The organism is Burkholderia sp. BE17, from assembly GCF_009362305.1.
Lineage (GTDB): Bacteria > Pseudomonadota > Gammaproteobacteria > Burkholderiales > Burkholderiaceae > Burkholderia > Burkholderia pyrrocinia_C.
Window position 1 is genome coordinate 73,063 of sequence record NZ_WHNU01000009.1, and the last position, 23,231, is coordinate 96,293.

General features: G+C 67.8%; 17 protein-coding genes. 8 read left to right on the plus strand and 9 right to left on the minus strand.

All coding sequences use genetic code 11. The features are described 5' to 3' along the window. Nucleotides 1–478: 478 nt before the first annotated feature. From GD429_RS10195 to GD429_RS10210, 4 genes are all read right to left on the minus strand, one after another. Nucleotides 479–1,192 carry an RNA polymerase sigma factor gene (locus tag GD429_RS10195; protein WP_152856822.1) on the minus strand — a complete coding sequence of 238 codons (714 nt, stop codon included), beginning with the start codon at nucleotides 1,190–1,192 and terminating at the stop codon, nucleotides 479–481. A gap of 19 nt (nucleotides 1,193–1,211) precedes the next feature. Continuing rightward, nucleotides 1,212–1,496 carry a cupredoxin family copper-binding protein gene (locus tag GD429_RS10200; RefSeq protein ID WP_321574517.1) on the minus strand — a complete coding sequence of 95 codons (285 nt, stop codon included), beginning with the start codon at nucleotides 1,494–1,496 and terminating at the stop codon, nucleotides 1,212–1,214. A 73-nt stretch (nucleotides 1,497–1,569) separates the two neighbouring features. Beyond that, nucleotides 1,570–2,115 (minus strand): DUF4142 domain-containing protein, encoded by a 546-nt coding sequence (locus tag GD429_RS10205; protein WP_152856824.1) that lies wholly within the window; start codon nucleotides 2,113–2,115, stop codon nucleotides 1,570–1,572. 255 nt (nucleotides 2,116–2,370) lie between these two features. Then, nucleotides 2,371–3,285, minus strand: coding sequence for a glutaminase (locus tag GD429_RS10210; RefSeq protein ID WP_152856825.1), 915 nt, complete (start codon nucleotides 3,283–3,285; stop codon nucleotides 2,371–2,373). Between the two features lie 220 nt (nucleotides 3,286–3,505). Here GD429_RS10210 and GD429_RS10215 point away from each other — a divergent pair, with 220 nt between their 5' ends. Together GD429_RS10215 and GD429_RS10220 are read left to right on the plus strand one after the other, a co-directional pair. Next, complete coding sequence (locus GD429_RS10215) at nucleotides 3,506–4,216, plus strand: response regulator (protein ID WP_152856826.1); 711 nt, start codon at nucleotides 3,506–3,508, stop codon at nucleotides 4,214–4,216. A 64-nt stretch (nucleotides 4,217–4,280) separates the two neighbouring features. Continuing rightward, a complete protein-coding gene (locus GD429_RS10220) occupies nucleotides 4,281–5,444 on the plus strand; it encodes an ATP-binding protein (RefSeq protein ID WP_152856827.1) in 1,164 nt (387 codons plus the stop codon). Between the two features lie 39 nt (nucleotides 5,445–5,483). Here the strand turns inward: GD429_RS10220 and GD429_RS10225 are convergent, their stop codons facing one another. Beyond that, a complete protein-coding gene (locus GD429_RS10225) occupies nucleotides 5,484–7,877 on the minus strand; it encodes a patatin-like phospholipase family protein (RefSeq protein ID WP_152856828.1) in 2,394 nt (797 codons plus the stop codon). Between the two features lie 269 nt (nucleotides 7,878–8,146). Between GD429_RS10225 and GD429_RS10230 the strand changes: the two genes are divergently transcribed. After that, on the plus strand, nucleotides 8,147–9,181 hold the full coding sequence (locus GD429_RS10230; RefSeq protein WP_152856829.1) for a rod shape-determining protein: 1,035 nt from the start codon (nucleotides 8,147–8,149) through the stop codon (nucleotides 9,179–9,181). A gap of 179 nt (nucleotides 9,182–9,360) precedes the next feature. Then, nucleotides 9,361–10,071: a YdcF family protein gene (locus GD429_RS10235; protein WP_415748931.1), complete on the plus strand. Its 711-nt coding sequence runs from the start codon at nucleotides 9,361–9,363 to the stop codon at nucleotides 10,069–10,071. A gap of 575 nt (nucleotides 10,072–10,646) precedes the next feature. Here the strand turns inward: GD429_RS10235 and GD429_RS40390 are convergent. Next, the gene (locus GD429_RS40390; RefSeq protein ID WP_193727092.1) at nucleotides 10,647–10,799 is read right to left on the minus strand and encodes a hypothetical protein; all 153 of its coding nucleotides are present in this window, start codon (nucleotides 10,797–10,799) and stop codon (nucleotides 10,647–10,649) included. Here GD429_RS40390 and GD429_RS10240 point away from each other — a divergent pair. From GD429_RS10240 to GD429_RS10250, 3 genes are all read left to right on the plus strand, one after another. Further along, nucleotides 10,798–16,398: an autotransporter domain-containing protein gene (locus GD429_RS10240; RefSeq protein ID WP_152856831.1), complete on the plus strand. Its 5,601-nt coding sequence runs from the start codon at nucleotides 10,798–10,800 to the stop codon at nucleotides 16,396–16,398. The genes GD429_RS40390 and GD429_RS10240 overlap by 2 nt on opposite strands. A gap of 180 nt (nucleotides 16,399–16,578) precedes the next feature. Continuing rightward, nucleotides 16,579–18,801 carry an amylo-alpha-1,6-glucosidase gene (locus GD429_RS10245; RefSeq protein WP_152856832.1) on the plus strand — a complete coding sequence of 741 codons (2,223 nt, stop codon included), beginning with the start codon at nucleotides 16,579–16,581 and terminating at the stop codon, nucleotides 18,799–18,801. 96 nt (nucleotides 18,802–18,897) lie between these two features. Then, nucleotides 18,898–19,149 carry a hypothetical protein gene (locus tag GD429_RS10250; protein ID WP_034180596.1) on the plus strand — a complete coding sequence of 84 codons (252 nt, stop codon included), beginning with the start codon at nucleotides 18,898–18,900 and terminating at the stop codon, nucleotides 19,147–19,149. A gap of 507 nt (nucleotides 19,150–19,656) precedes the next feature. On the opposite strand, the gene penR is transcribed toward GD429_RS10250, so the two are convergent. Further along, nucleotides 19,657–20,547, minus strand: a complete 891-nt coding sequence (gene penR / locus GD429_RS10255; RefSeq protein ID WP_152856833.1) for a beta-lactamase transcriptional regulator PenR — start codon at nucleotides 20,545–20,547, stop codon at nucleotides 19,657–19,659. A gap of 128 nt (nucleotides 20,548–20,675) precedes the next feature. Here penR and blaPEN-bcc point away from each other — a divergent pair, with 128 nt between their 5' ends. Then, entirely contained in the window at nucleotides 20,676–21,611 is a 936-nt protein-coding gene (gene blaPEN-bcc, locus GD429_RS10260) for a PEN family class A beta-lactamase, Bcc-type (RefSeq protein WP_152856834.1), read from the plus strand. A 479-nt stretch (nucleotides 21,612–22,090) separates the two neighbouring features. Here the strand turns inward: blaPEN-bcc and GD429_RS10265 are convergent, their stop codons facing one another. Both GD429_RS10265 and GD429_RS10270 read right to left on the minus strand, forming a co-directional pair. Beyond that, on the minus strand, nucleotides 22,091–22,291 hold the full coding sequence (locus tag GD429_RS10265; RefSeq protein ID WP_152856835.1) for a hypothetical protein: 201 nt from the start codon (nucleotides 22,289–22,291) through the stop codon (nucleotides 22,091–22,093). Between the two features lie 562 nt (nucleotides 22,292–22,853). Further along, nucleotides 22,854–23,222, minus strand: coding sequence for an antibiotic biosynthesis monooxygenase family protein (locus tag GD429_RS10270; protein ID WP_152856836.1), 369 nt, complete (start codon nucleotides 23,220–23,222; stop codon nucleotides 22,854–22,856). Between the last annotated feature and the right edge of the window lie 9 nt (nucleotides 23,223–23,231).

A 23,231-nucleotide genomic window follows, 5' to 3' on the forward strand; every position in this document is an offset into this window, starting at 1 on the left:
TGCGACGCGCCTCCTGGCTCTACGCTGTAATTCCATCGATACCTGCCGTTACCCGGTCTCCTTGCCGGAGGGCTTTCGTCCCCCAAATGCTTGCAGAGCCGATTTTGTCGCCGAGTGGTCTTGCGGACCGGGCGATTACCATCGAGCGGTAGCCAGGGCTGCCGCAAATGACGGGGGATTTCTTGTGCTGACTTGTGTCCCCTCCACCGGTGCCGGCAAGTAATCGATTCGGCAGGGGGCTGGTTCGGGTATCCGGAATCGATATTGAGTAGGGAACGCGCCGGGGGCCGAAAATTGCGCGCGAGCTCGAAACGACAGATACCGGCACCTGCGTTCGCCGGCGCCTCAAGCCACGCATAGCCTGCCGGCACACGAGGGCGAGAAGGCGCGGCGACCAGCGGTCGGGTGTTCCCGCACCGTGCCCCGCCAAGTTCGCGAACGCCGGCGCGTGTTGCCTTCCGGCAACGGCCGTGAGCGCTCAGGTGTCCCGCTTGTCGCCCGCTTCGTCGTCCTCCAGCAACCTGGACAGCACATGCGCGACGACCCGATCGCACTGTGCTCCGCAAAAATCGAACGCGTCGCGCTCGGCCAGATCGATATCGAGCACCGGCAACTCGCGCAGCATCCGCCGCGCGCGATGATGCCGGCTGCGCACCGTCGCCTCCGGCAGGGCGAGGCACTGCGCGGTTTCCTCGACGGTCATTTCTTCCACCGAGCGCATGACGAATACGATCCGGAACGCGGGCGGCAACGCGTCGATCCGGCGTTCCAGCAAATCCCGCAGTTCGGCGCGCGACGCCGACCGCTCGGGTGAATCGGACGAGAAGTCGATCATGTCCGCCTCATTGAATGAATCGTCCGCAACGAGGATCGGTAGCGCGTCCGCCCGCCGCCTCGCGCGCCGAATGCGACCAAAGCACTCATTGAGCACCAGCCTGGACAGCCAGGTCGAGAGCGCCGCGTCGCCGCGAAATTGCGCGATCGACCGATAGGCGGACAGGTACGCTGCCTGCAGCGCGTCTTCGGCTTCCGCGTCGTCGCGCAGGACCGCGCGCGCGAGCCGGTACAGACGCCGGTTGTGGCGGCGCATCAGCAGTTCGAACGCTGCCTGCTCGCCGGCGACGACGCGGCGCGCGACGTCGCGCTCGTCGGCGGCCGGGGCGGCCGCGTGAGTGTTGAGAGTGATCGTCATCGCATGCTCCCGGTTTGCGTCATCGAACGATCAACACGCCGTGCATCGTCGGGTGGAACGAGCACGAGTACGGAAACCGCCCGAGCTCGCGCGCGACGTAATGCCACGAAGCCCGCGGCGCGATGCTGCCCGAGTCGAACGCGTGCGCGTCCGCGCTCGCCGTGTGGGGAAACAGATCCCGATTGATCCAGACCACCTCGTCGCCGTGGTGTACGGTCAGTTCGGCCGGCGTGAAGCGCATCTGCTCGACAACGACCACGTGCGATTCGGCGAACACGCCGGACGAAGCGGCCAGCGCACACACCCAGGCGGCGCGCGCGCATCGGGCGCCGAAACGGCGCCGCCACGATGCCACGCGGGTCAGCGCCGTGCGATCGTCATTGCCCCGCGCCACTACCTTTCCCCAGCGTCGACTGTAGATGCCGTGCATGTTCGAGATGCGCGACGAACGCCGGCTCGACCTTGATCAGCAGTGCCTTCAGTTCGCTGTTTTTTGCAGACGGAATCAGCGTATGGTTGATCGCATCGAGCACCGCTTCATGATAGGTCACCTCGTGATCGACGTACGCACGGTCGAAACGGGCGCCGTCGAGCTTGCCGAGGTTCTGCAGATTGGCGTCGCCACCGTGCTTGAGATCCGTGCTGGTCGAATTTTCCTCGGGCTTCACGCCCAGCTTGGTCACGAGGTCGACCGCCGCCTTGTTGACCCCGGTGTGGTCTTGCACCATGCGTGCGGCGAACGCCTTGACGTCCTTGTTTTGCGTTTTCGATTCAGCCAGCTTCCCTGCGTCGATGTCGACCTGATTGGCTGTCACGACGATTGCCGCGATCTGCGGATCGGTCGGGCCGGTTTGCTGCACATACACCGGCAAGCCGGCGGCGAGAAGCGCGCCGCATAAGACGGTATTCCTGATCGCTTTCATCTGATTTCCTCCGAGCTTTGACGGGCGGCGAAGGGGGCGCTGCCTGGACGCGGTTCGTGGCCGCTCGTGGAATTGGATGTCGCGACGGAGGCGGGCGTTTCCGTTGGCACCCGGATCGTCTCGGGCGAGGTGGCGATGCGGCGACGAATAGCCGATCGGGCATGGCGGACAGTCATCATCTCTTCCGGGTTTCGCGGACCCGGCTCATAGGCCACGTACCAGCGCACAGAATGCGTCGCGCTTGACTTTCGGGTTTCAGAAGATCGACCGCCCCGTATAAGTCGTCAACCACTCCAGCGCCAACGTCCCCGCCAGCGAATTCCCATTAGCATCGAGCCCCGGCGCCCACACGCACACGGCCATCTCCCCAGGCAGCACCGCCACGATCCCGCCGCCGACGCCGCTTTTCGCGGGCAGCCCGACGCGATACACGAAATCGCCGGCCGCGTCATAGGTGCCGCAAGTCAGCATCAGCGCCGACAGCCGCTTCGCGGAACTCGAATCGACGATCCGCTCGCCGGTCACCGGCGCGACGCCGCCGTTCGCGAGGAACAGCGCGGCGCGCGCCAGCTCGACGCAGTTCATCGTGATCGCGCACTGGCGGCAATACGCGTCGACCACCGTGTCGGGCGGCATCTGCATGTTGCCGAAGCTCGCCATGAAGTGCGCCATCGCGCGGTTGCGCTCCGCGTGCTGCAACTCCGATAGCGCGACGCGCGAATCGTAGTCGATATCGGCCGCGCCGATCAGCCGCCGCACGAATTCGACGAGCGCCGTCTCGGCCCTCACGAAACGGCGGCACAGCACGTCGGTGACGACCAGCGCGCCGGCGTTGATGAACGGATTGCGCGGCTTGCCGCGCTCGCTTTCGAGCTGCACCAGCGAATTGAACGCGGTGCCGGACGGCTCGCGGCCGACCCGCTCCCACAGCGCATCGCCCAGCAACTGGAACGCGAGCGTGCACGCGAACAGCTTCGAGATGCTCTGGATCGAGAAGCGCTCGTACGCGTCGCCGACCGTGTAAACGTTTCCGTCGAGCGTCACGACGGCCATTCCGAACTTGTCGGCAGGGATTTTCGCGAGTTCGGGAATGTAGTCGGCAACGCGTCCCTGGCCAATCCAGGGGGCGAGTTCGGTGTGGATGCGTTCGAGGATCGTCTGGTAATTCATCACGTCAGGCAGGGTGGATGCGTGGCCCGGATTCCGGCGAGCCCGTATGGAACCGTCCCGGCGCCGATTCGTCAAGCGTGACCGGCATCGCGCCCTTATTTTTGAGACCGGCAAACGGGCAAGCGGCGGGCGCAGTATCATGCGGTACGTTTCGGCCGATGGCCGGCGTCCGGCACCTGCCGGCGCCGCCGCGGCTACCCCGATGACTCGACCGTTGCCCATGTCTTTTCGCATCCTGCTCGTCGAAGACGACACCCGCCTGTCCACGCTGATTGCCGGCTACCTGCGCAAGAACGACTATGAAGTCGACACTGTGTTGCATGGTGACGCCGCGGTGCCGGCGATCCTGTCCATTCGCCCCGATCTCGTGATTCTCGACGTGAACCTGCCGGGCAAGGACGGTTTCGAAATCTGCCGTGAGGCGCGCAAGCAGTACGACGGCGTGATCATCATGGTGACGGCGCGCGACGAGCCGTTCGACGAACTGCTCGGCCTGGAATTCGGCGCGGACGACTACGTGCACAAGCCGGTCGAACCGCGCATCCTGCTGGCGCGGATCAAGGCGCAGCTTCGCCGCGCGCCCGTGCGCGCGCCCGAGAGCGCCGCGTTGCAGCCGGAGCGCTACGCATTCGGCAAGTTCTCGATCGACCGCACCGACCGCACCGTGGTGCTGCCGGACGGCAGCACGCCCGATCTGACGTCGGCCGAGTTCGACCTGCTGTGGGCGCTCGTGTGCCATGCGGGCGAGGTCGTCAGCCGCGACGACCTGATGCTGCAGTTGCGCGGCGTCGAATTCGACGGCCTCGACCGCACGATCGACGGGCGCATTTCGAAGCTGCGCCGCAAGCTGCGCGACGACGCGAGCAACCCGCAGCGGATCAAGACGATCCGCAGCAAGGGTTACCAATTCAGCAAGCACGCGTGGGAATGACGCCGCCGTCAGGCGACGCCGTCACGTTCCGCGCGGGCAATCCGCCCGCCGGCCGGGAGCCGCGATGATCCGACAAACCCGTTCGCACCCCGATGCACCGCCGCTGTCGACACTGCGTTATGTCAGATGGCGCTGGCTGCATTTCCGCCGCGCGTGGACCGATACGCGCGCCGACCGCATTCCGAGCTGGTCGCGCCTCTACGTGCGCACCTACCTGCACCTGCTCGGCCTCGTGCTGCTGACCGCGCTGGTGCCAGCGCTGGCGCTGTGCGTCGAATTGTCGCCGCAGGTCGTGTGGCATGCGTTCGACTCGCTGCCGGGCGACATCTGGATCGTGCTGGCGTTCGTATTCGCCGCGCCCGCGCTCGCCGCGTACCGGTGGATGCGGCCGGTCTGGTCGGATCTCGTGATGGTGCGCGAACGCGCGATCGATTTCACGGGCGGGCGCTTCAACACGCGTGCACGCGAGTCGCACAGCGTGATCATCGGCCCGCTCGCGCGGACGCTGAACGCGCTCGCGATGCGCATGGAGCGGCTGATCGCCGCGCAGCGCGATCTCACGAACGGCATCTCGCACGAGCTGCGCACGCCGCTCGCACGCGTGCGCTTCGCGCTGGAGATGCTGCGCGAGCCTGCTTCCGCGGCCGAATACCAGGGGGCGCTCGAGAGCATCGCGCAGGACGTGACCGAGCTCGAGGAATTGATCGACATGAGCCTCACGTTCGCGCGGCTCGAATACAGTTCGCTGCAGTCGAATCTCGAGATGACCGCGCCTGTCGCATGGTTCGAGCACCAGGTCAACGACGCGCAGCTGCTGTATCCGGAACGCGCGATCGAGTCGCGCATCGCGATCGCATCGGACCTGCGCGTGAAGATGGACCGGCGGCTGATGTCGTACGCGATGCGCAACCTGCTGCGCAACGCGAGCAAGTATGCGCAATCGCGGATCGTCGTGGGCATCGCGATCGAGCACGGCAACATCGCGATCTTCGTCGAGGACGACGGCCCCGGCGTGCCGGAGCAGGAGCGCGAACGGATCTTCGATGCGTTCGTGCGCCTCGACCGCCGCACCGGCGGCTACGGGCTCGGCCTGTCGATCACGCGGCAGGTGCTCCACGCGCACAACGGCCGGATCGCGGTTGTCGATCCGGTGGAGCTTGGCGGCGCGCGCTTCGAGATCAGTTGGCCGATCGGCACGGCGCGCAGCGCGGCCGGCTCCGTGCACTGACGCCGCGCGCGCCGGGGTGGCCCGCGCGGCGCCGGCGCGTCAGTAGGTGCGGCCGAGCTGCAGATAGAAGTTGCGGCGGCCGCCGGGCGCGAGCGCAACGCCGATGTAGACGGGCCCGAACGCGGTCGACAGGCTCGTGAAGAACGTATAGCTCTGCTTGAGCGCGCCGCCGCCGATCTGCTGGCCGCTCGACCAGACGTTGCCGACTTCCGCGCTGGCGCCGACCGACAGCGCCTTGACCGGCGACGCGTTGAACGTCATCAACTGATTCATGTAGGTGATCTGGCCGTACGCAAGCTCGTTGCCGTTCAACTGGTCGGCCGCATAGGCGGACAAATGCTGGAAGCCGCCGAGCGTGAAATTGAACGCGTTGATCAGGTTGGTGCCGCCGATGCTCTTGCCGCCTTCGATCGTCGCGCTGATGCTGTGCCGGCCGAATTGCTGCGCGACCATCGCCTTGCCGTAGATCTCGGTGTAAGGCGCGTCATTGATCCCGTCGTCGAATTCCTGTGCCGATCCTCCGTTGCGCGATACCAGCGAGCGTTCGACGCGCAGTTCGGTGAAATAGCCCTTGCGCGGGAACATCGGATCGTCGAGCTGGTCGATGACGAGCCGCGCACGCGCGGTCAGCGCCTGCGACGTGAAGCTCGGCCACAGCAGCGCCTGGCTGGTGCCGTCGTCGAACGGCACGTTGTAGGTCGGCGAGCCGTGCCCGGTCACGTAACCGAGACCGATCCGGAAATCGCCGAGCCGCGCGATCGGCAGGCCGAGATCGACCCCGGCGCGCGCCGTCTGCATCAGGTACTGCGTGAGCTTCACGTCGCCGCTGTTGTCGTACACGTTCGCGTAGCGACGCTGGTATTCGGCGTAGGGCGAGATGTAGACGCCGTATGCCATCGGCAGCGGCTGGCGCAATTCGACGCGCGCCGACTGCAGGTCGCTGCCGATCGTCGTATCCGCGCGGAACTCGAGGCCCGATTCGGTGAGCCAGGGCCGCCGGTAGCCGACATGCAGGCGGAAGCCGCCCTCGTCGGTCGAACTGCTCGACATGCCCAGGCCGAACAGCAGGAAATTCGGCCCCCAGTATTTCTCGCGCGCGTTGATCTCGAGCACGTTGTCGTTGCCGTGGCTCACGACCTGCTGGGTGACGCTCTCGAAGTTGCCGCCCGTCGTCAGCCCGAGCAGATCCTGGCTGACGGCCTGCGGATCGTAGAGGTCGCCGGGCTTCACGTGCAGCGCGTCGCTGACGACGCGCTTCGGCACGCCGCCGCTCGTCTTGATCTCGATGCGCGTGATCCGGACCGGCGGCGGCAGCGGCTGCGCGTGCGCGGAGCGGTAGGCGGCGTATTCGTCGGGGGTGAGCGCGTAGCGCTTCAGGCGCGGCAGCGCGGCGGTTGCCGCCGCTTCGCCGGCGGAGATGGCCTGGCGCGCGTTCTGGAAATCGGTGAAGCCGAGCGAACCGAGCTCGGGCGTGAGCAGCACGTCGTTCGCGGTGATCTGCCGGCGCTGGGCCGACACGTTCTGGCGAATCAGGATGCCGACCATCTGCTGCATCACGTCGGCGGGCGACGCGAGCGCGTCGAGCGGGCGCAGTTGCGAGCCGATGTCGACGGCGATCACGACGTTCGCGCCCATCTGCCGCGCGGTGTCGACCGGCAGGTTGCTGACGAGGCCGCCGTCCACCAGCGCGCGGCCGTTGATCTCGGCCGGCGCGAACAGGCCGGGCATCGCCATGCTCGCGCGGATCGCGAGCGGCAGCGAGCCGTGGTCGAGCACGACCATCTGGCCCGTCTGCAGGTCGGTCGCGACCGCGCGATACGGAATCGGCAGCCGGTCGAACGGCTGGTTGGTCGGCACGGAGGCGGTCCAGTCGGCGAGCAGCGCCTGCAGCCGGTTGCCCTGCACGAGGCCGACCGGCACCTTCACGCCGCTTTTGCCGAAGCCGAGCGTCAGGCCGTTGATGTACAGGCGTTCGTCTTCCCGGCTGGTTTGCGGCAGGTCCGCGCGGTCGGTCACGTCGAACGCGATATCCGCGAGGTTGACCTCCGACAGGCGCTTCTGCATGTCGGCGGCGGCCATCCCGCTCGCGTACAGGCCGCCGACCACCGCGCCCATGCTGGTGCCCGCGACGCAGTCGACCGGGATGCGGTTTTCCTCGAGCACCTTCAGCACGCCGAGGTGCGCGTAGCCGCGCGCGCCGCCGCCGGACAGCACGAGGCCGATCGACGGCCGGCCGGCCGGGCCGCCGTCGGCGGTGCAGTCGTGCGTGGCGGCGGCGGGGGCAGCGGCCACCGGCGTGCCGGCCGCAGCGGGGGCGGGCGCGGTGGCGGTGGCCGGCAGCGGCTGCGCGGCGATCGTGCAGCACCAGAAGGCGACGAGCGTCGTGCAGAGCGGGCGTACCCGCGCCCAGCGGAAGGAAACGGTCGCTGTCATGGAGGAAATACCTGGCGTGAGCGTGCGTCTGAGGCCTGCCGGGAGCAGGCAAGACCGAGAGATTACCGTGTTTTACAGGCGCGACGCGAGAGACCGTTTCGGAGTCCGACACCCTCGAAGCGCTGTTTTCGGCAATTTCGTCGCGTAATAATCATCAGGATTGGCTAAAGTATCGGCACGATTTGCCGCTAACTTCATGATGGGGCGGCAGGCGCGCCGCGGGGATGCGGCGGGGCCGTCCCGGCCCGATCGTTCACAAAAGGCTTGATATGTCGACACCGCTGTTCGGAAAGTTGTTTGCGCAACCCGTTGCGATCGACCCTGGAACGGCGAGTACGCAGATCTATACGCACGCGCGCGGCGTGGTGCTGAACCAGCCGTCGGTCGTTTGCTTCCGCAAGGCCGGCGCGAACGACGCGCGGCCGACGCTCGAGGCGGTCGGCGAGCGCGCGAAGGCGCTGCTCGGCCGCGAACCGGGGCATCTCGAAGCCGTGCGGCCGATGCGGCACGGCGTGATCGCCGACGCGCACGCGGCCGAGCAGATGATCCGCAGCTTCATCGACATGTCGTGTACGCGTTCGCGCTTCAGCCGTCGCGTCGAGGTCACGCTGTGCGTGCCGTCCGATGCGACGGCCGTCGAGCGCCGCGCGATCCGCGAGGCCGCGTTCGCAGCTGGCGTGTCGGAGGTCGAACTGATCGAGGAATCGCTGGCAGCCGGGCTCGGCGCGGGCCTGCCGGTGACCGAACCGGTCGGCTCGATGGTCATCGACATCGGCGGCGGGACGACCGAAGTCGCGGTGATCGCGCTCGGCGGCATCGTCTACCGTGAGGCGATCCGCGTCGGCGGCAGCCAGTTCGACGCGGCGATCGTGAACCATGTCCGCAACCTGTACGGCGTGCTGCTCGGCGAGCAGACGGCCGAGCACGTGAAGAAGACGATCGGCTCGGCCACCAGTGCGGTGCCGCGCACGACGACGCGCGCGGTCGGGCGCAGCATCAGCGATGGCCTGCCGCGCTCGGTCGAGTTGTCCAACCACGACGTCGCGGACGCGCTGGCCGCGCCGCTCAAGCAGGTGATCGGCGCGGTGAAGTCGGTGCTGGAAAACGCGCCGGCCGAACTCGTGACCGACATCGCGAATCGCGGCGTGGTGCTGACGGGCGGCGGTGCGCTGCTCGCGGATCTCGAACGCCTGCTGTACGACGAGACGGGGGTGATCGCCCGGATCGCCAACGAGCCGGCCACCTGCGCGGTGCGCGGCGCCGGCGAGGCGATGGGGCGACTGGCGATGTGTCCGGCCGATTGACGCGGGCCGGGCTGGGCATCACCGCGCGGCGCAGTCATTCTCATTTCTTCGATCTCCGTATGACCGGCCTGCCTTTCCGGGCACGCTTCGTCGATCATCCCGCCGACAGGCCGGTAACCGTCCCGCATCGACCCGCCGCGTGGACATGCGCGAGCGCGCCGTGCTAGCGTTACGCGCCCATGCCGGGCCGGGCCAGCCGATACGCCCGACGACCTGAGAGACCGAAAACCTTGAACCACCAATCCAAACGGGGCTTTGCGGCCCGGGCGGGCCGCCTGCTGGCCGTCGTCGCGTGCATCTGGGTTGCCGCGGCCGTCGCGCTCGTCGCGTACGGGATGCGGATGCCGAGCGAGCCGGCCGACGTCGCCGTGATCTTCGGCAACGCGCTCGACGATACGGGCGCGCCGAAGCCCGTGCTCGCGGCCCGGCTCGACGTCGGCGTGCGCTGCTACCGCTCGGGGCAGTGCCCGGCGTTTCTGGTCAGCGGCGCAATCGACGGCCCCGGGCTGAACGAGGCGACGGCCATGCGCGACTATCTCGTGGCGCGCGGCGTGCCGGCCGACCGGATCGCCGTCGACGACCAGGGCGACAACACGCTCGCGACCGCGCAGCACACGCTTGCGTACCTGCAGGCGCACCGCCTGTCGCGCGTGCTGATCGTCAGCCAGTACTACCACCTTGCAAGGGCGCGCCTCGCGTTCGAGCGCGTCGGCATCGCGCGGGCGAACATCTCCGCCGCGTATCCGCGCCGCTTCCAGTTGCGCGATGTCTATTCGAGCTGGCGCGAAGTGCCGGCCTACGCGGTGTATACGGTGCGTCTGTGGGCGAATCCCGATGCGCGGCCGGTCTCGTTCCGGCCGATGCTCTACCTGATGAGCCTGTTCTCGTAAGACGGCGCACGGGGGCAAACGCGTCCGGCGCCTGATTTTCTCCTTCCTTCGGGCTTCCTGCCGTTTCACGCCGGATGCGGCGTTCTTTCCATTGGTTTCTCGCCGGCCGCGCGGATGTCAGCGGTGCCGGACAAGCGATAACGATTCGCGTTTCAGGTTTGATGCGGGGCCGAAATCGTAACGATTTTACGATTGCCTGAAAGCCCGGTTTTTGTCCGGTTATTAAACGGATGCTGATTATCTGTATCTGAAATTATCCGCATGAAAATATTGCGCTGCAAAATTCGTACGTATTGAATCGAAACCGCGTATCAGTGTTTTTACTGGTGCCGCGACTCCGGTGTTTTTGCGAAAAATCAAAACAAAAAGGCGAAAAACATGCGGGGCCCTGCTGCGGGCATGCAGCGGCGGGTAAAAAATACATCCATCCTGGGCTCCGATCCGATGGGTAAACATCGACTGGAAAATGGTGGGAGTTTGATATAGCCTTGTCTGACAAAAGCGGGGAAGTAATCAAATCAACCAAAAATTCGCTGCAGAGAAACAGGGGCCGCCATCATGTCATTCGATTAGTTTCACGTCCGCAATCCGGGGCTGATTAAAAAACTTATCCATGAATATGCCGACGTCGCATCGCGACCGCCGGTGTGCACACTTTTGTCCGCGATTTTCTGCTGCGTGCCGTCCGGTGCAGTTGCAATACCAAAACCAATAATGAGGGAAAGCATGAATCTTGCGCGTTCGAAAAAATCCGGCGAGTCGTTTCCGAGACTTCTGTTGCCGACGGGCGTTTTCCTGGCGCTGTCCGGCGCCGGCATCGTTCCGGCCCAGGCAACCTGCAGCACGGCAGGCACCACGGTGACCTGTTCCGGTGTCGCGAACCCGCTGGCTCCCAGTTACGCGAACAGCGCGAACAACGTGAACGCGACGGTCAACCCCGGCGCGAGCGTCGGCGTGCTGCTCGGCGTCGGCGGTACGGCGATGTCGCTGACCGGCAACAACACCACGCTGACCAACAACGGCACGATCGATCCTTCCGCGCTCGGCTCGGGGCTCGGCGTGCTGTCGAGCGGCGCGGTCGTCGGCAATGCATCGGCGAGCGCGAGCACCACCGTCGTCAACAACGGCACGATGAACGGCTCGACCGGCGTGGCGATCAGCGGCGTGACGGGCATGGCGCTGTCGGTCCAGAACGGCACGGGCGGCACGTCGCACATCACGAACACCGGCACGATCGGGTCGAATCCGCTGGTCGGCGCGACGCTGAGCGGTGCGGATGCGCCCGTGGTTGCCGCGTACGGCGGCGGCCAGGTCAATATGTCGAACAGCGGAACGATCAACGGCCGCGTGTCGTTCGGCTCGAACGGCACGCCCGGGCAGGGCAATACGTTCACCAACTCGGGCACGATCAACGGCGGCGTGTCGATGGGCGCGAACAGCAACAACACGTTCAACGCGGTCACCGGCTCGTCGGTCAACGCGGCGGGCGGCACCGGCGGCGCGTTCAACATCACGGTTGGCCCGAACACGCTCAACGTGGCGCAGACGGGCACCGTCGACGGCGGCGCGGGTGGCAACAACACGCTCAATCTGCAGCAGGGCACCTCCGCGAACGGCACGATCGCGGTCAACAACTACATCAATTTCAACCACCTCGACGTCAACAGCGGCAACTGGACGATCAACGGTGCATCCACCGCGCAGGACGCGACGCTGAACGGCGGCGTCGCGATCATCGGCGACAACGCGTCGCTCGGCACGGGCACCGTCACGGGCGCCGGCGGCGCGCTGCAGGCCGGCACGGCGGGGCTCAACGTCTCCAACAACGTGACGCTCGATGTGGGCGGGCTGACGGTGCAGGGCGCGACCGGAATCACGGTGTCGGGCACGGTGTCGGGCGCCGGCGCGCTGACCAAGAACGACGGCGGCACGCTGACGCTGTCGGGCGCGAACACGTTCACCGGCGGCACGAACCTGAACGGCGGCGGCCTGGTCGTCGGCAACAATGCATCGCTCGGCGCCGGCGCGCTGAACGTCAACACGAACGCATCGCTCGACACGAGCGCAAACGTGACGCTCAACAACGCGGTCAATCTCGCCACCGGCACGACACTGACGATCGGCGGCAGCAACGCGCTCGGGCTGAGCGGCGTGATTTCCGGCGCGGGCGCACTCGTGAAGAACGGCGCGGCGACGGCCACGCTGACGGGCGTGAATACCTTCACGGGCGACGCGACGATCAACAGCGGCACGCTCGCGCTGAGCGGCGCCGGCAGCCTGGCGGCGACCAGCACGGTCAACCTGACCGGCGCGGGCGCGACGTTCGACCTGAGCAACGCGTCGGGCGCGCGGACGATCGGCGCGCTGGCGGGCTCGGCCGGCACGAACGTGACCCTCGGCGGCAATACGCTGACGCTCGGCGGCAGCATCAACGCGACCTACGCCGGCACGATCAGCGGCGCGGGCAGCCTGACGCTGTCAGGCGCCGGCACGCAAACGCTGACGGGCACGAACACGTATACGGGCGGCACGAACCTGAATGGCGGCAACCTCGCCGTCGGCAGCAATACGTCGCTCGGCATCGGCGCGGTGAACGTGAACGGTTCGTCGACGCTCGATGCGACCGCCAACGTGTCGCTCACGAACGACGTCAATATCGCGACGGGCACGACGCTGACGCTCGTCGGCAACACCGGTGTCGGCCTGAGCGGCGTGATCGCCGGCGGCGGCGGGCTCGTGAAGAATGGCGCGGCGGCGGTGACGCTGTCCGGCGCGAACACCTATACGGGCGGCACCACGCTGAACGCCGGCAGCCTGGTGCTCAGCAACGGCTCGGCGCTCGGCACCGGCGCGCTGACCGTCGGCGGCACGGCGACGCTCGATACGACCACGAGCCTGACGGTCGGCAACGCGATCGATCTCGGAACGGCTACCACGCTGACGTTGGGCGGCAGCAACGCCCTCGGGTTGAGCGGTGCGATTTCCGGTGCGGGCAGCCTCGTGAAGGACGGCGCGGCGACCACCACGCTGACGGGCGCGAACACGTATACAGGCGGCACGACGATCAACGCGGGCACGCTGGCGATCGGCGCGGGCGGCAGTCTCGCGGCAACGGGCACGGTGAATCTCGCCAACGCCGGTGCGGCGCTTGACATCAGCACGGGCGGCGCGCAGGCGATCGGCGCACTGTCGGGCGTGGCGGGCACGAACGTGAGCCTCGGCGGCAACGTGCTGACGCTCGGCGGCGCGGCCAGCGGCACCTTCAGCGGCGCGATTTCCGGCACTGGCGGCCTGACGCTGGCCGGCACCGGCACACAGACGCTGAACGGCGCGAGCACCTATACGGGCGGCACGAACCTGAACAGCGGCGGCCTCGTGCTAGGCAACGCCGCGGCGCTCGGCACGGGCGCGCTGAACGTCGGCGGCGCGGCGACGCTCGATACGACCACGAACCTGACGCTCGCCAACGCCGTCAATCTCGCCGGCACCGGCTCGACGCTGACACTCGGCGGCAGCAACGCTCTCGGGCTGGCCGGCTCGATCGGCGGCGCCGGCAGCCTCGTGAAGAACGGCACGACGACGACGACGCTGACCGGCGCAAACACGTACTCGGGCACCACGACGATCAACAGCGGCACGCTCGCGCTCGGCGCGGGCGGCAGCTTCGCGTCGACCGGCGCGGTGAACCTGGCCGGCGCGGGCGCGGCGCTCGACCTGAGCGGTGCAACGGGTGCGCAGTCGCTCGGCGCGCTGTCGGGCGTCGCGGGAACGAACATCAGCCTTGGCGGCAACGCACTGACGCTCGGCGGGACCGCCAGCGGCACGTTCAGCGGGACGATCGGCGGCGCGGGCAGCGTGACGCTGGCCGGCACCGGCACGCAGACGCTGAACAGTGCGAATACCTATACCGGCGGCACGAACCTGAACAGCGGCAGCGTCGTGCTCGGCAACGCCGCGGCACTTGGCACCGGCGCGCTGAACGTCGGCGGCGCGGCGACGCTCGATACGAACGCGAGCCTGACGGTGAGCAACGGGGTCAATCTCGGCACGGGTGCGGCGCTCGCGCTGGGCGGCAGCAACGCGCTCGGGCTGAGCGGCGTGATTTCCGGCGCGGGCGCACTCGTGAAGAACGGCGCGGCGACCACCACGCTGACCGCTGCGAACACCTACACCGGCGGCACGACGATCAATGCGGGCACGCTGGCGCTCGGCGCGGGCGGCAGCCTCGCGTCGACGGGTGCGGTGAACCTCGCCGGCACGGGCGCGACGTTCGACGTGAGCGGCGCGACAGGCGCGCAGACGATCGGCACGCTGTCGGGCGCGGCCGGCACGAACGTGAGCCTCGGCGCGAATGCGCTGACGCTGAACGGCGCCGGCACCGCATTCGGCGGCACGATCGCCGGCACGGGCGGCGTCACGGTGGCGAGCGGCACGCAGGTGCTGACCGGCAGCAACACGTACACGGGCGGCACCACGATCGCGGCTGGCGGCACGCTGCAACTCGGCAATGGCGGCACGTCGGGCAGCATCGCCGGCAACGTCATCGACAACGGCGCGCTGGTGTTCAATCAGTCCGGCAGTGTGACGGTTGCAAGCGTGCTGTCCGGCACCGGTTCGCTGACGCAGGCCGGCAGCGGGCAACTGACGTTGACGGGCACGAACACGCTGAGCGGCCCGACAACGGTCAGCGCGGGCACGCTCGCCGTCAACGGTTCGCTCGCCCAGTCGGCCGTGACCGTGCAGAACGGCGCGACGCTGACGGGCACCGGCACGATCGGCGGCCTCGTGGTGCAGGGCGGCGCGACGGCGGCCGCATCGCAGCCGGGCGCGGCGCTGAACGTGGCCGGCAACGTCACGTTCCAGCCGGGTTCGACGTTCCAGGTCGCGGCCACGCCGCAGCAAAGCGGCAGCATCGCCGCGACGGGCACGGCGGCGCTGAACGGCGGCACCGTGCAGGTGCTCGCGAACCAGACCGGCTATCAGCCGGGCACGACCTACACGATCCTCACCGCCTCGTCGGGCGTGCAGGGCGCATTCAGCCAGGTGAAGTCGAACTACGCATTCCTGATGCCGACGCTCAGCTACGATCCGGATCACGTGTACCTGCAACTGGTCGGGAACGGCACCGCGCTGCCCGACGTCGCGACGACGCCGAACCAGCGTGCGGTCGCGGCCGCGCTCGAAGGGCTCGGCGCCGGCAACCCGCTGTACGACGCGGTGCTGACGACCGACGCGGGCACCGCGCGCCGCGCGTACGGGCTGCTCGACGGCGAACTGCAGGCGAGCCTGAAGAGCACGCTGCTGCTCGACAGCCGTTATGTGCGCGACGCGGTGACCGATCGCGTCCGCCAGGGGCTCGCGCCCGGATCGGGCCCGCTCGCGGCGCTGTCGTCGGGCGGTGCCGCGCTGTGCGGCGACAACACGGCCGGCGCGGTCGACCCGACGCTGCCGCCGGAACGCCGGATCGGTTCGCGCGACGGCTGCTACGGCGGCACGCCTTACCAGCCGGTCGTATGGGGGCAGGCGTTCGGCGGCCGCAGCCGGCTGACCGGCGACGGCAACGCATCGACGATCAAGCGCAGCATGACGGGCTTCATCGCCGGTGCCGACATGGCGCTCAACGACAAGTGGCGCGCGGGCCTGGCGGCGGGCGTCACGCATAGCTCGCTCGACAACGACCAGAGCTCGTCGGCGTCGGTGAACAGCTACTACCTGTCGCTGTACGGCGGTGCGCAGTACGGCGCGCTCGGCGTGCGCGGCGGCGCGTCGTATACGTGGTACCGGATCAACAGCGACCGTTATCCGGGCTTCGCGGGCTTCTCCGATCACGATTCGGCCGGCTACAACGCGAATTCGGCGCAGGTGTTCGGCGAAGTCGGCTACGCGCTGCCGGTCGGCCCCGTCGCGATCGAACCGTTCGCGGGCATCGCGTACGTGAACCTGCATACCGACGGCTATACGGAAAACGGCGGGGCGGCAGCGCTGCGAACCGGCGGCGAGACGACCCACGTCGGCTTCTCGACGCTCGGCCTGCGCGCGGCGTCGCAGCTCGGCTCGATCGCGAGCGGCACGTTCACCGTGCGCGGGACGGTCGGCTGGCGCCACGCGTTCGGCAACGTGCGGCCGTCGTCGGCGTTCACGTTCGCGAACGGCGGCACGTCGTTCCAGGTGTCGGGCGTGCCGATTGCTCGCGACAGTGCAGTGCTCGAGGCCGGCATCGACGCGAACATCACGAAGCGCCTGACGCTCGGCCTCACGTACAGCGGCCAGTACGGCAGCGGCGTGCGCGACAACGCGGTGCTCGGCAACATCCTGTGGAAGTTCTGACCGGCGCGTAACGCGCCCACGTCGGCGCCGGCTTCGGCACCGGCCCGCGACGCCATGCGGCGACGGAAACGTCGCATGGCGTCGCGGCCGTTCCGTCGCTGCGCACGTCCGCCGTTCTGGCCTATCCTGTGCGAAACACGCGACGCGCGCCGCGCGTTGCGCCTCGACACAGGAGCATCGATGCCGAATCACGCCGAAGCCACGACGACGCAGGCGCCGCAAGTCGCGCCTGTTGCCCCGACCCCAGCGCCGGGCCCCGCATTCATCGCGCCCGAAGCCGATCCGCAGGCGCTCGCGCGCGGCAACCAGTACGTGCTGAAATCCGGCGACGCATTCGTGGTCAGCGATGCGCTCGGCGACATCGGCGGTCACGACGACGGCCTGTTCGTCGACGACATGCGCGTGCTGTCGAAATGGCGCCTGACGTTCGGCGGTCGCGCGCCGTCGCTGCTGTCGGGCGCGACGAGCGCCGACAACGCATCGTTCACCGCACACCTGACCAACCGCCCGCTGCCGCCGCTCGGCGGCCACGAGACGCCCGAGGGCGTGATCCATATCGAACGGATGCGCGTGCTCGCGGGCGACATACTGTACGAAGCGCTGACGCTGACGAACTACGGCGCGAGCGAAGCCGAGGTGCCGCTGTCGCTGTCGTTCGCGGCCGATTTCAAGGACATGTTCGAGGTGCGCGGCACGCAGCGCCCGAAGCGCGGCACGGTGGCTGCTCCGCGCGTCGACGCGGGCGCGGTGCGGCTGCGCTACGACGGCCTCGACGGCGTCGAGCGCAACGTGACCGTGCATTTCTCGCCGGCGCCCGACGCGCTGTCGGTCGATCGCGCCGACTACACGCTGACGATCGCCGCGCAGGCGTGCGTGTCGATCTACCTGACCGTCGACGCGACGCTCGGCCCGGCGCACATCGAAGGGCCCGGGTGCGGCCGCGTCGCGCTGCGCACCGCGCTGGTCGGCGTGCACCGCGAGATGCGTGCGCGGCGCGAGTCGATGGCGCGCGTGAACACCGGCAATCCGCTGTTCGACGCATGGCTCGACCGTTCGCTCGCGGATCTCGGGCTGCTCACGACGCAGCTCGACACGGGGCCGTACCCGTATGCGGGCATCCCGTGGTTCTCGACGCCGTTCGGCCGTGATGCGGTGATCACGTCGCTGCAGATGCTGTGGCTGCAGCCGTCGCTCGCGCGCGGCGTGCTGCGTTTTTTGGCCGAGCATCAGGCGCGCGAAACGTCCGCGTTCCGCGACGCGGAGCCCGGCAAGATCATGCACGAGTTTCGCCGCAGCGAGATGGCCGCGACGGGCGAGGTGCCGTTCGCGCTGTACTACGGCGGCGTCGACACGACTCCGCTGTTCATCGTGCTGGCCGGCGCGTATGTCGAACGCACCGGCGACGATGCGCTGATCGACGAGCTGTGGCCCGCGCTCGAGCGCGCCGCGCAATGGGTGATCGACAAGTGCGACCGCAATCCTTACGGACTGCTCGATTATCAGCGCACGTCGGAGCGCGGCCTCGCGAACCAGGGCTGGAAGGACAGCCACGATTCGGTGTTCCATGCGGACGGCCGCTTCCCGGACGGGCCGATCGCGCTCGTCGAAGTGCAGGCCTATGCATGCGCGGCGCTCGATGCGATGTCGGCATGCTCGCACCGGCGCGGCCACGCGGCCGACGCCACGCGCTACGCGCTGCGCGCGAAGACGCTGCGCGAGCAGGTCGATGCACTGTTCTGGATGCCGGAAGGCGATTTCTACGGGATCGCGCTCGACGGTCATGGCGACCTGTGCCGCGTGTTCGCATCGAACGCGGGCCACCTGCTCGCGTTCGGGCTGCCCGACGCCGAGCGCGGCGCGGCGGTCGCCGGCGTGCTCGGCTCGACGTTGTTCCAGACGGGCTGGGGCATCCGCACGCTGGCGGCCGGCCAGCCGCGCTTCAACCCGATGGCGTATCACAACGGTTCGGTGTGGCCGCACGACAATGCCCTCATCGCACGCGGCCTCGCGCGCTACGGCGACAAGACGGCCGCGGTGAACCTGCTGCGCGCGCTGTTCGAGGCGGCGGTGAGCTTCGAGATGCGCTTGCCCGAGCTGTTCTGCGGGTTCCCGCGTCGGCGCGGCGAACCGCCGACCGCGTATCCGGTCGCGTGCCTGCCGCAGGCGTGGGCAGCCGGTGCGCCGTTCATGATGCTGCAGGCGTGCCTCGGCGTGAGCATCGATGCATCGCGCCACGAGGTGCGCGTCGAGCGCCCGACGCTGCCGGAAGGTGTCGACTGGCTGCGGATCGATGCGCTGCGCGTCGGCGACGAAACCGTGTCGCTGACGTTCCGCCGCGTCGACGGCCAGGTCGTCGCGTCGGCCGAGCAGCCGGGCCGCGTGAAGGTGGTCGCGGTGCTGTAGTGCGGCGATGTGCAAACGTTGAGCGATGTCGCGCCACGTTTGCACGCAGCGGCATAGAATCGTGACATGACCCTTGAACGATGGCGGAGGTAGACGATGACGACCGACAACCGGCCCGACGACGGCGAACAGAAGCTCGAGAATCTGGAGGCGGCGGTCGACCACCTGCACAAGTCGATCGAATCGCAGAGCATCGCGGTCGGCGCGGCGAAGGGCATCCTGTTCAGCCTGATCGAAACGCTCGGCGCACTGATCGGCGATCCCGACCTGCCCGAGCATGCGCGCTCGGGTTACGAGGCGCTGCGCGACAAGGCAAGCGAATTGCGCGGCGGGCTCGACCGGCATTGACGCACGGCTTGCGCCGGCGCCCGCCTCGCGGGCGGCGCCGGCGCTGCCCGATTCTGCAGACGAAGCACAAATTCCCTTGCGCTCAATGAGTTAGGCGGCCGATGCGCAGGATATCCACAAGCTTGCCAACATAATCTGTGGAGAACCTGCCGGCCTCCGGCCGGGCGCGCGGCGCGTACCCGGTGCGCGGTTCGAATGACCTTGCGCTGCCGCATCCTTGACCCGTCAAGGTCCGTACATCGAATCCCCTTGTGTATCAATATGTTACGCGTCCGGTCTGGTGGATATCCACAGGCTTGCCAACAAAATCTGTGGACAACTCGCAATCGATTGCGTCGCAATGGTTGAGGATCCGGCCTGAACGCGATCGGCCTGCGAGGCCCGTGCGCACGGGCTGCCCGATGTCTGCGTAGGCACGGTAATTCGTGCGCGATCAAGGGCTTAGGTCCCGGGTACCCAGGATATCCACATCCTTGCCAACACTTTCTGTGGACAAGCGCGGCCGCGTTACGCGGCCGGCGCCGAGTCGGCCGCTTCGGCCGCGATCCAGTCGCGAAAGAGCGTCATCGCGGGCGTGAGCGGTTTCGACTTCAGCGACGTGAGCCAGTAGCCGCCCGCGCGCACGTCGATGTCGAGCGGCCGTGCGAGCAGGCCGAGCTGCAATTCGCGTGCGAACATGCAGGCCGGCGCGAGCGCGACGCCCGCGCCCTGCATCGCGGCCTCGACCATCAGCCGCGACGAATCGAACACCGGCCCGTTGACCGCCCACGGTTCGAGTTGCGCGGCGTCGAACCAGCCGAGCCATTCGTCGGTGCGGTACGAGCGCAGCAGCGTTTCATTCGCGAGATCGGCCGGCTGCGCGAGGCGCCGCGCGATTTCCGGCGCGCATAGCGCGGTGAGCGGCGCATCGAGCAGGCGCTCGTTGCGCGTCGCCGGCCAGTTGCCTTCGCCGAAACGGATCGCGAAATCGAGGCCCTCGGCGGCGAGGTCGACGACGTTGTTGTTGGTCCGCAGCCGCAGCTCGACGAACGGGTGCGTGTCGCCGAACTGCTTCAGCCGTGGCATTAGCCAGCCTATGGCAAAGGTGCCGACGACACCGAGCGTCAGCACCTCGCGGAAACGCCCGCCGTCGAATTGCTTGAGCACCGTCTCGATGCGGCTGAACGCATCGCTCAGCACGGGCAGCAGCGCGCGCCCCTCGTCGGTGAGCCCGAGGCCGCGCGGTAGCCGCGTGAACAGCGTGCAGCCGAGCCGTTCCTCGAGCGAGCGCACCTGTTGGCTGACCGCGGCCTGGGTCACGCTCAGCTCGAGGCCGGCGCGCGTGAAGTTCAGGTGGCGCGCGGACGATTCGAACGCGCGCAGCGCATTGAGCGGGAGATGAGGGCGGAGCTTAGTCATAAGAATTTCTTTTGTCAGCGCTCAATTATCGTTGCTTGTCAGGCAACCGTAAAGTCCCGATAGTGCTGTCTCGGCGGCCGGCCGTTTTCAACCCCATTTCGCGTCCATTCCATCACGAGACAACCGACATGACCTACTCATCGAAACGTCGAACCCTGTTGCTGGCCGCCGCGACGGCGCCGCTCGCCCTGACCGTCGCGGCGTGTGCGTCGTCGCGGGCCGCTGCGCCCGACGAGGCCACGGAGGCAGCGGCGGCCGTGGCCTCGGCTTCCTCGGCCGCCGCCGCGGCGGCGCTTGCCGAGCTCGAACGCGACGCAGGCGGCCGTCTCGGTGTGTGCGCGATCGACGCCGCGAGCGGCCGGCGCGTGGAGCATCGCGCCGACGAGCGCTTCCCGTTCTGCAGCACCTTCAAGGCGATGCTGAGTGCGGCGGTGCTCGCGCAGAGCGTCGCGCGTCCGGGATTGCTGCAACAGCGCGTGACCTACGGAAAGGCCGATCTCGTCAACTATTCGCCGGTGACGGAGAAGCATGTCGGCGCGGGCATGACGGTCGCCGAACTGTGCGAGGCCACGATCCAGTACAGCGACAACGCGGCCGCGAACCTGCTGATGAAGCTGCTCGGCGGTCCGTCGGCGGTGACTGCATATGCGCGCTCGATCGGCGACGACACGTTCCGGCTCGATCGATGGGAGACCGAACTGAATACCGCGCTGCCGGGCGACTTGCGCGACACGACGACGCCGGCCGCGATGGCCGCGAGCATGCGCGTGCTGACGCTCGGCGATGCGTTGCCGGCCGCGCAGCGTGCGCGGCTGGTGACCTGGCTGCGCGGCAACAAGGTCGGCGACAAGCGGATCCGCGCGGGCGTGCCGGCCGGGTGGGCGGTCGGCGACAAGACGGGCACCGGCGACTACGGAACGACGAACGACGTGGGTGTCGTGTGGTCGCCGTCGCGTGCACCGATCGTGCTGGCCGTGTACTACACGCAGGCGCATGCCGATGCGCGGGCGAAGGACGATGTGATCGCCGATGTCGCGCGCGTCGTGGTCGCGGCGCTCGGTTGAGCAGGCGGTGCGGCGTGCGCGACGGGATGCGCATGCACGCCGTGCCGCTGTCGTGACCTGCGCGGCCAAACGTTGTGCGATCAACGACTTAGGTCGCGCATGCTCAGGATATCCACATGCTTGCCAACAAAAATTGTGGACAAGCCCGCGAGCAGCCGCGTTCGTGGTGACGCACGCCGCCGTGCCGCGTTTGAAGCGGCGCGGACAAAGTCTTACGGATCAAGCGCTTGGCCGCGGTATGCGCAGGCTATCCACACGCTTGCCAACAAAATCTGTGGACAAGCCGGTCCGCACGCGCGGCAGGCTGCACGTCACGCGTCGAGGCGATGCACGAGCGGTGTTTTGCCGGCCGCATGCCGCATTCGAAGCGGCGCGGACAAAGTCTTACGGATCAAGCGCTTGGTCGCGGTATGCGCAGGCTATCCACATGCTTGCCAACAAAATCTGTGGACAAGCCCGAGCGTCGGCCGTCGCGGCGCTCAGCGCTGCCGATCGTCGACGGCGGGCCAGCGCGCGAACGCGAACACCCACAACATGATGAAGTTCAGGACCGGGACGAACATCGTCAGGATCCACCAGCCCGAATGCCCGGTGCGTCGGACGATGCGGACGTACGGATAGACGACGACGGCGACAAGCACGAGCGAGACGAGCAACTGCCACGCGGTGAAGTGTTCCATGGCCTTCCTCGGAGTGATGTGTCGTGGTGCGGCGCCGGCGGAACGGCCGGCACGTTGCGCCGACGCGCGAAGCCGGTGATGCGCGGCCGCGTGCGGCTCGCGAGATAGTGACGCGTGGCGGGCGCGAGCGTCAAGGCGCGGGTGGTGCGCCGGTGTCGCGCCGGATTATTCCGTATTCGCGCATGCTCGCGCCGCATGTTGCCGAAATGACGACGCAGCGCATGAACCGTAGGCCGATCAACGGGTTAGCGCAGGCTTACGCAGGATATCCACAAGCTTGCCAACAAAATCTGTGGGTAAGTGGCGTGGCATGCGCACGGCCATTGCGTTATGCGTCGCCGTGGCGTCGTGATGCGAAGTGCGGCGAAGCGGTGCGCGCGAAGGTCATCGCATGCGCCTCGTCTGCATCACGCGTGCCAAAGTCCATCGGATCAAGGGTTTAGCGTTGCGGTGCGCAGGATATCCACAAGCTTGCCAACATTTTCTGTGGAGAACTGCGCATTCGCGGTCGGCGGGCACGACACCGGCAAATGCCACACGCTGCCGCGATTCGCACGTGGGCTCACGCGGTGCAAATACCGGCCACACCGACTTTCTGGAACAGGTGCGGGCTGGCGACGGCGGACGACGGATAGGCCGACAGTTTCGCGACGAACTCGGGATGCGTGAAGGCCGCACGAAACGCGTGCGTCGATTCCCAGATCGCGTAGTTCAGGTAGGTCGGGCTGTCGCCGAGCGCGCGATGAAGCTGCGTCGAGATGAATCCCGGCTGCCGTTTCATGAACTCGGCATCGTCCTTCCACACGGCCAGAAAGTCCGCTTCGTCCGCGGGGGCCAGCGTGAACACGTTGACGAGGACGACGGGCTGCGCGTCGATGGCGATCTGTTGCTGGATCGGAAAGGCCGGATCCATCGGCTTGAACTGAGGCATGGGAGCTCC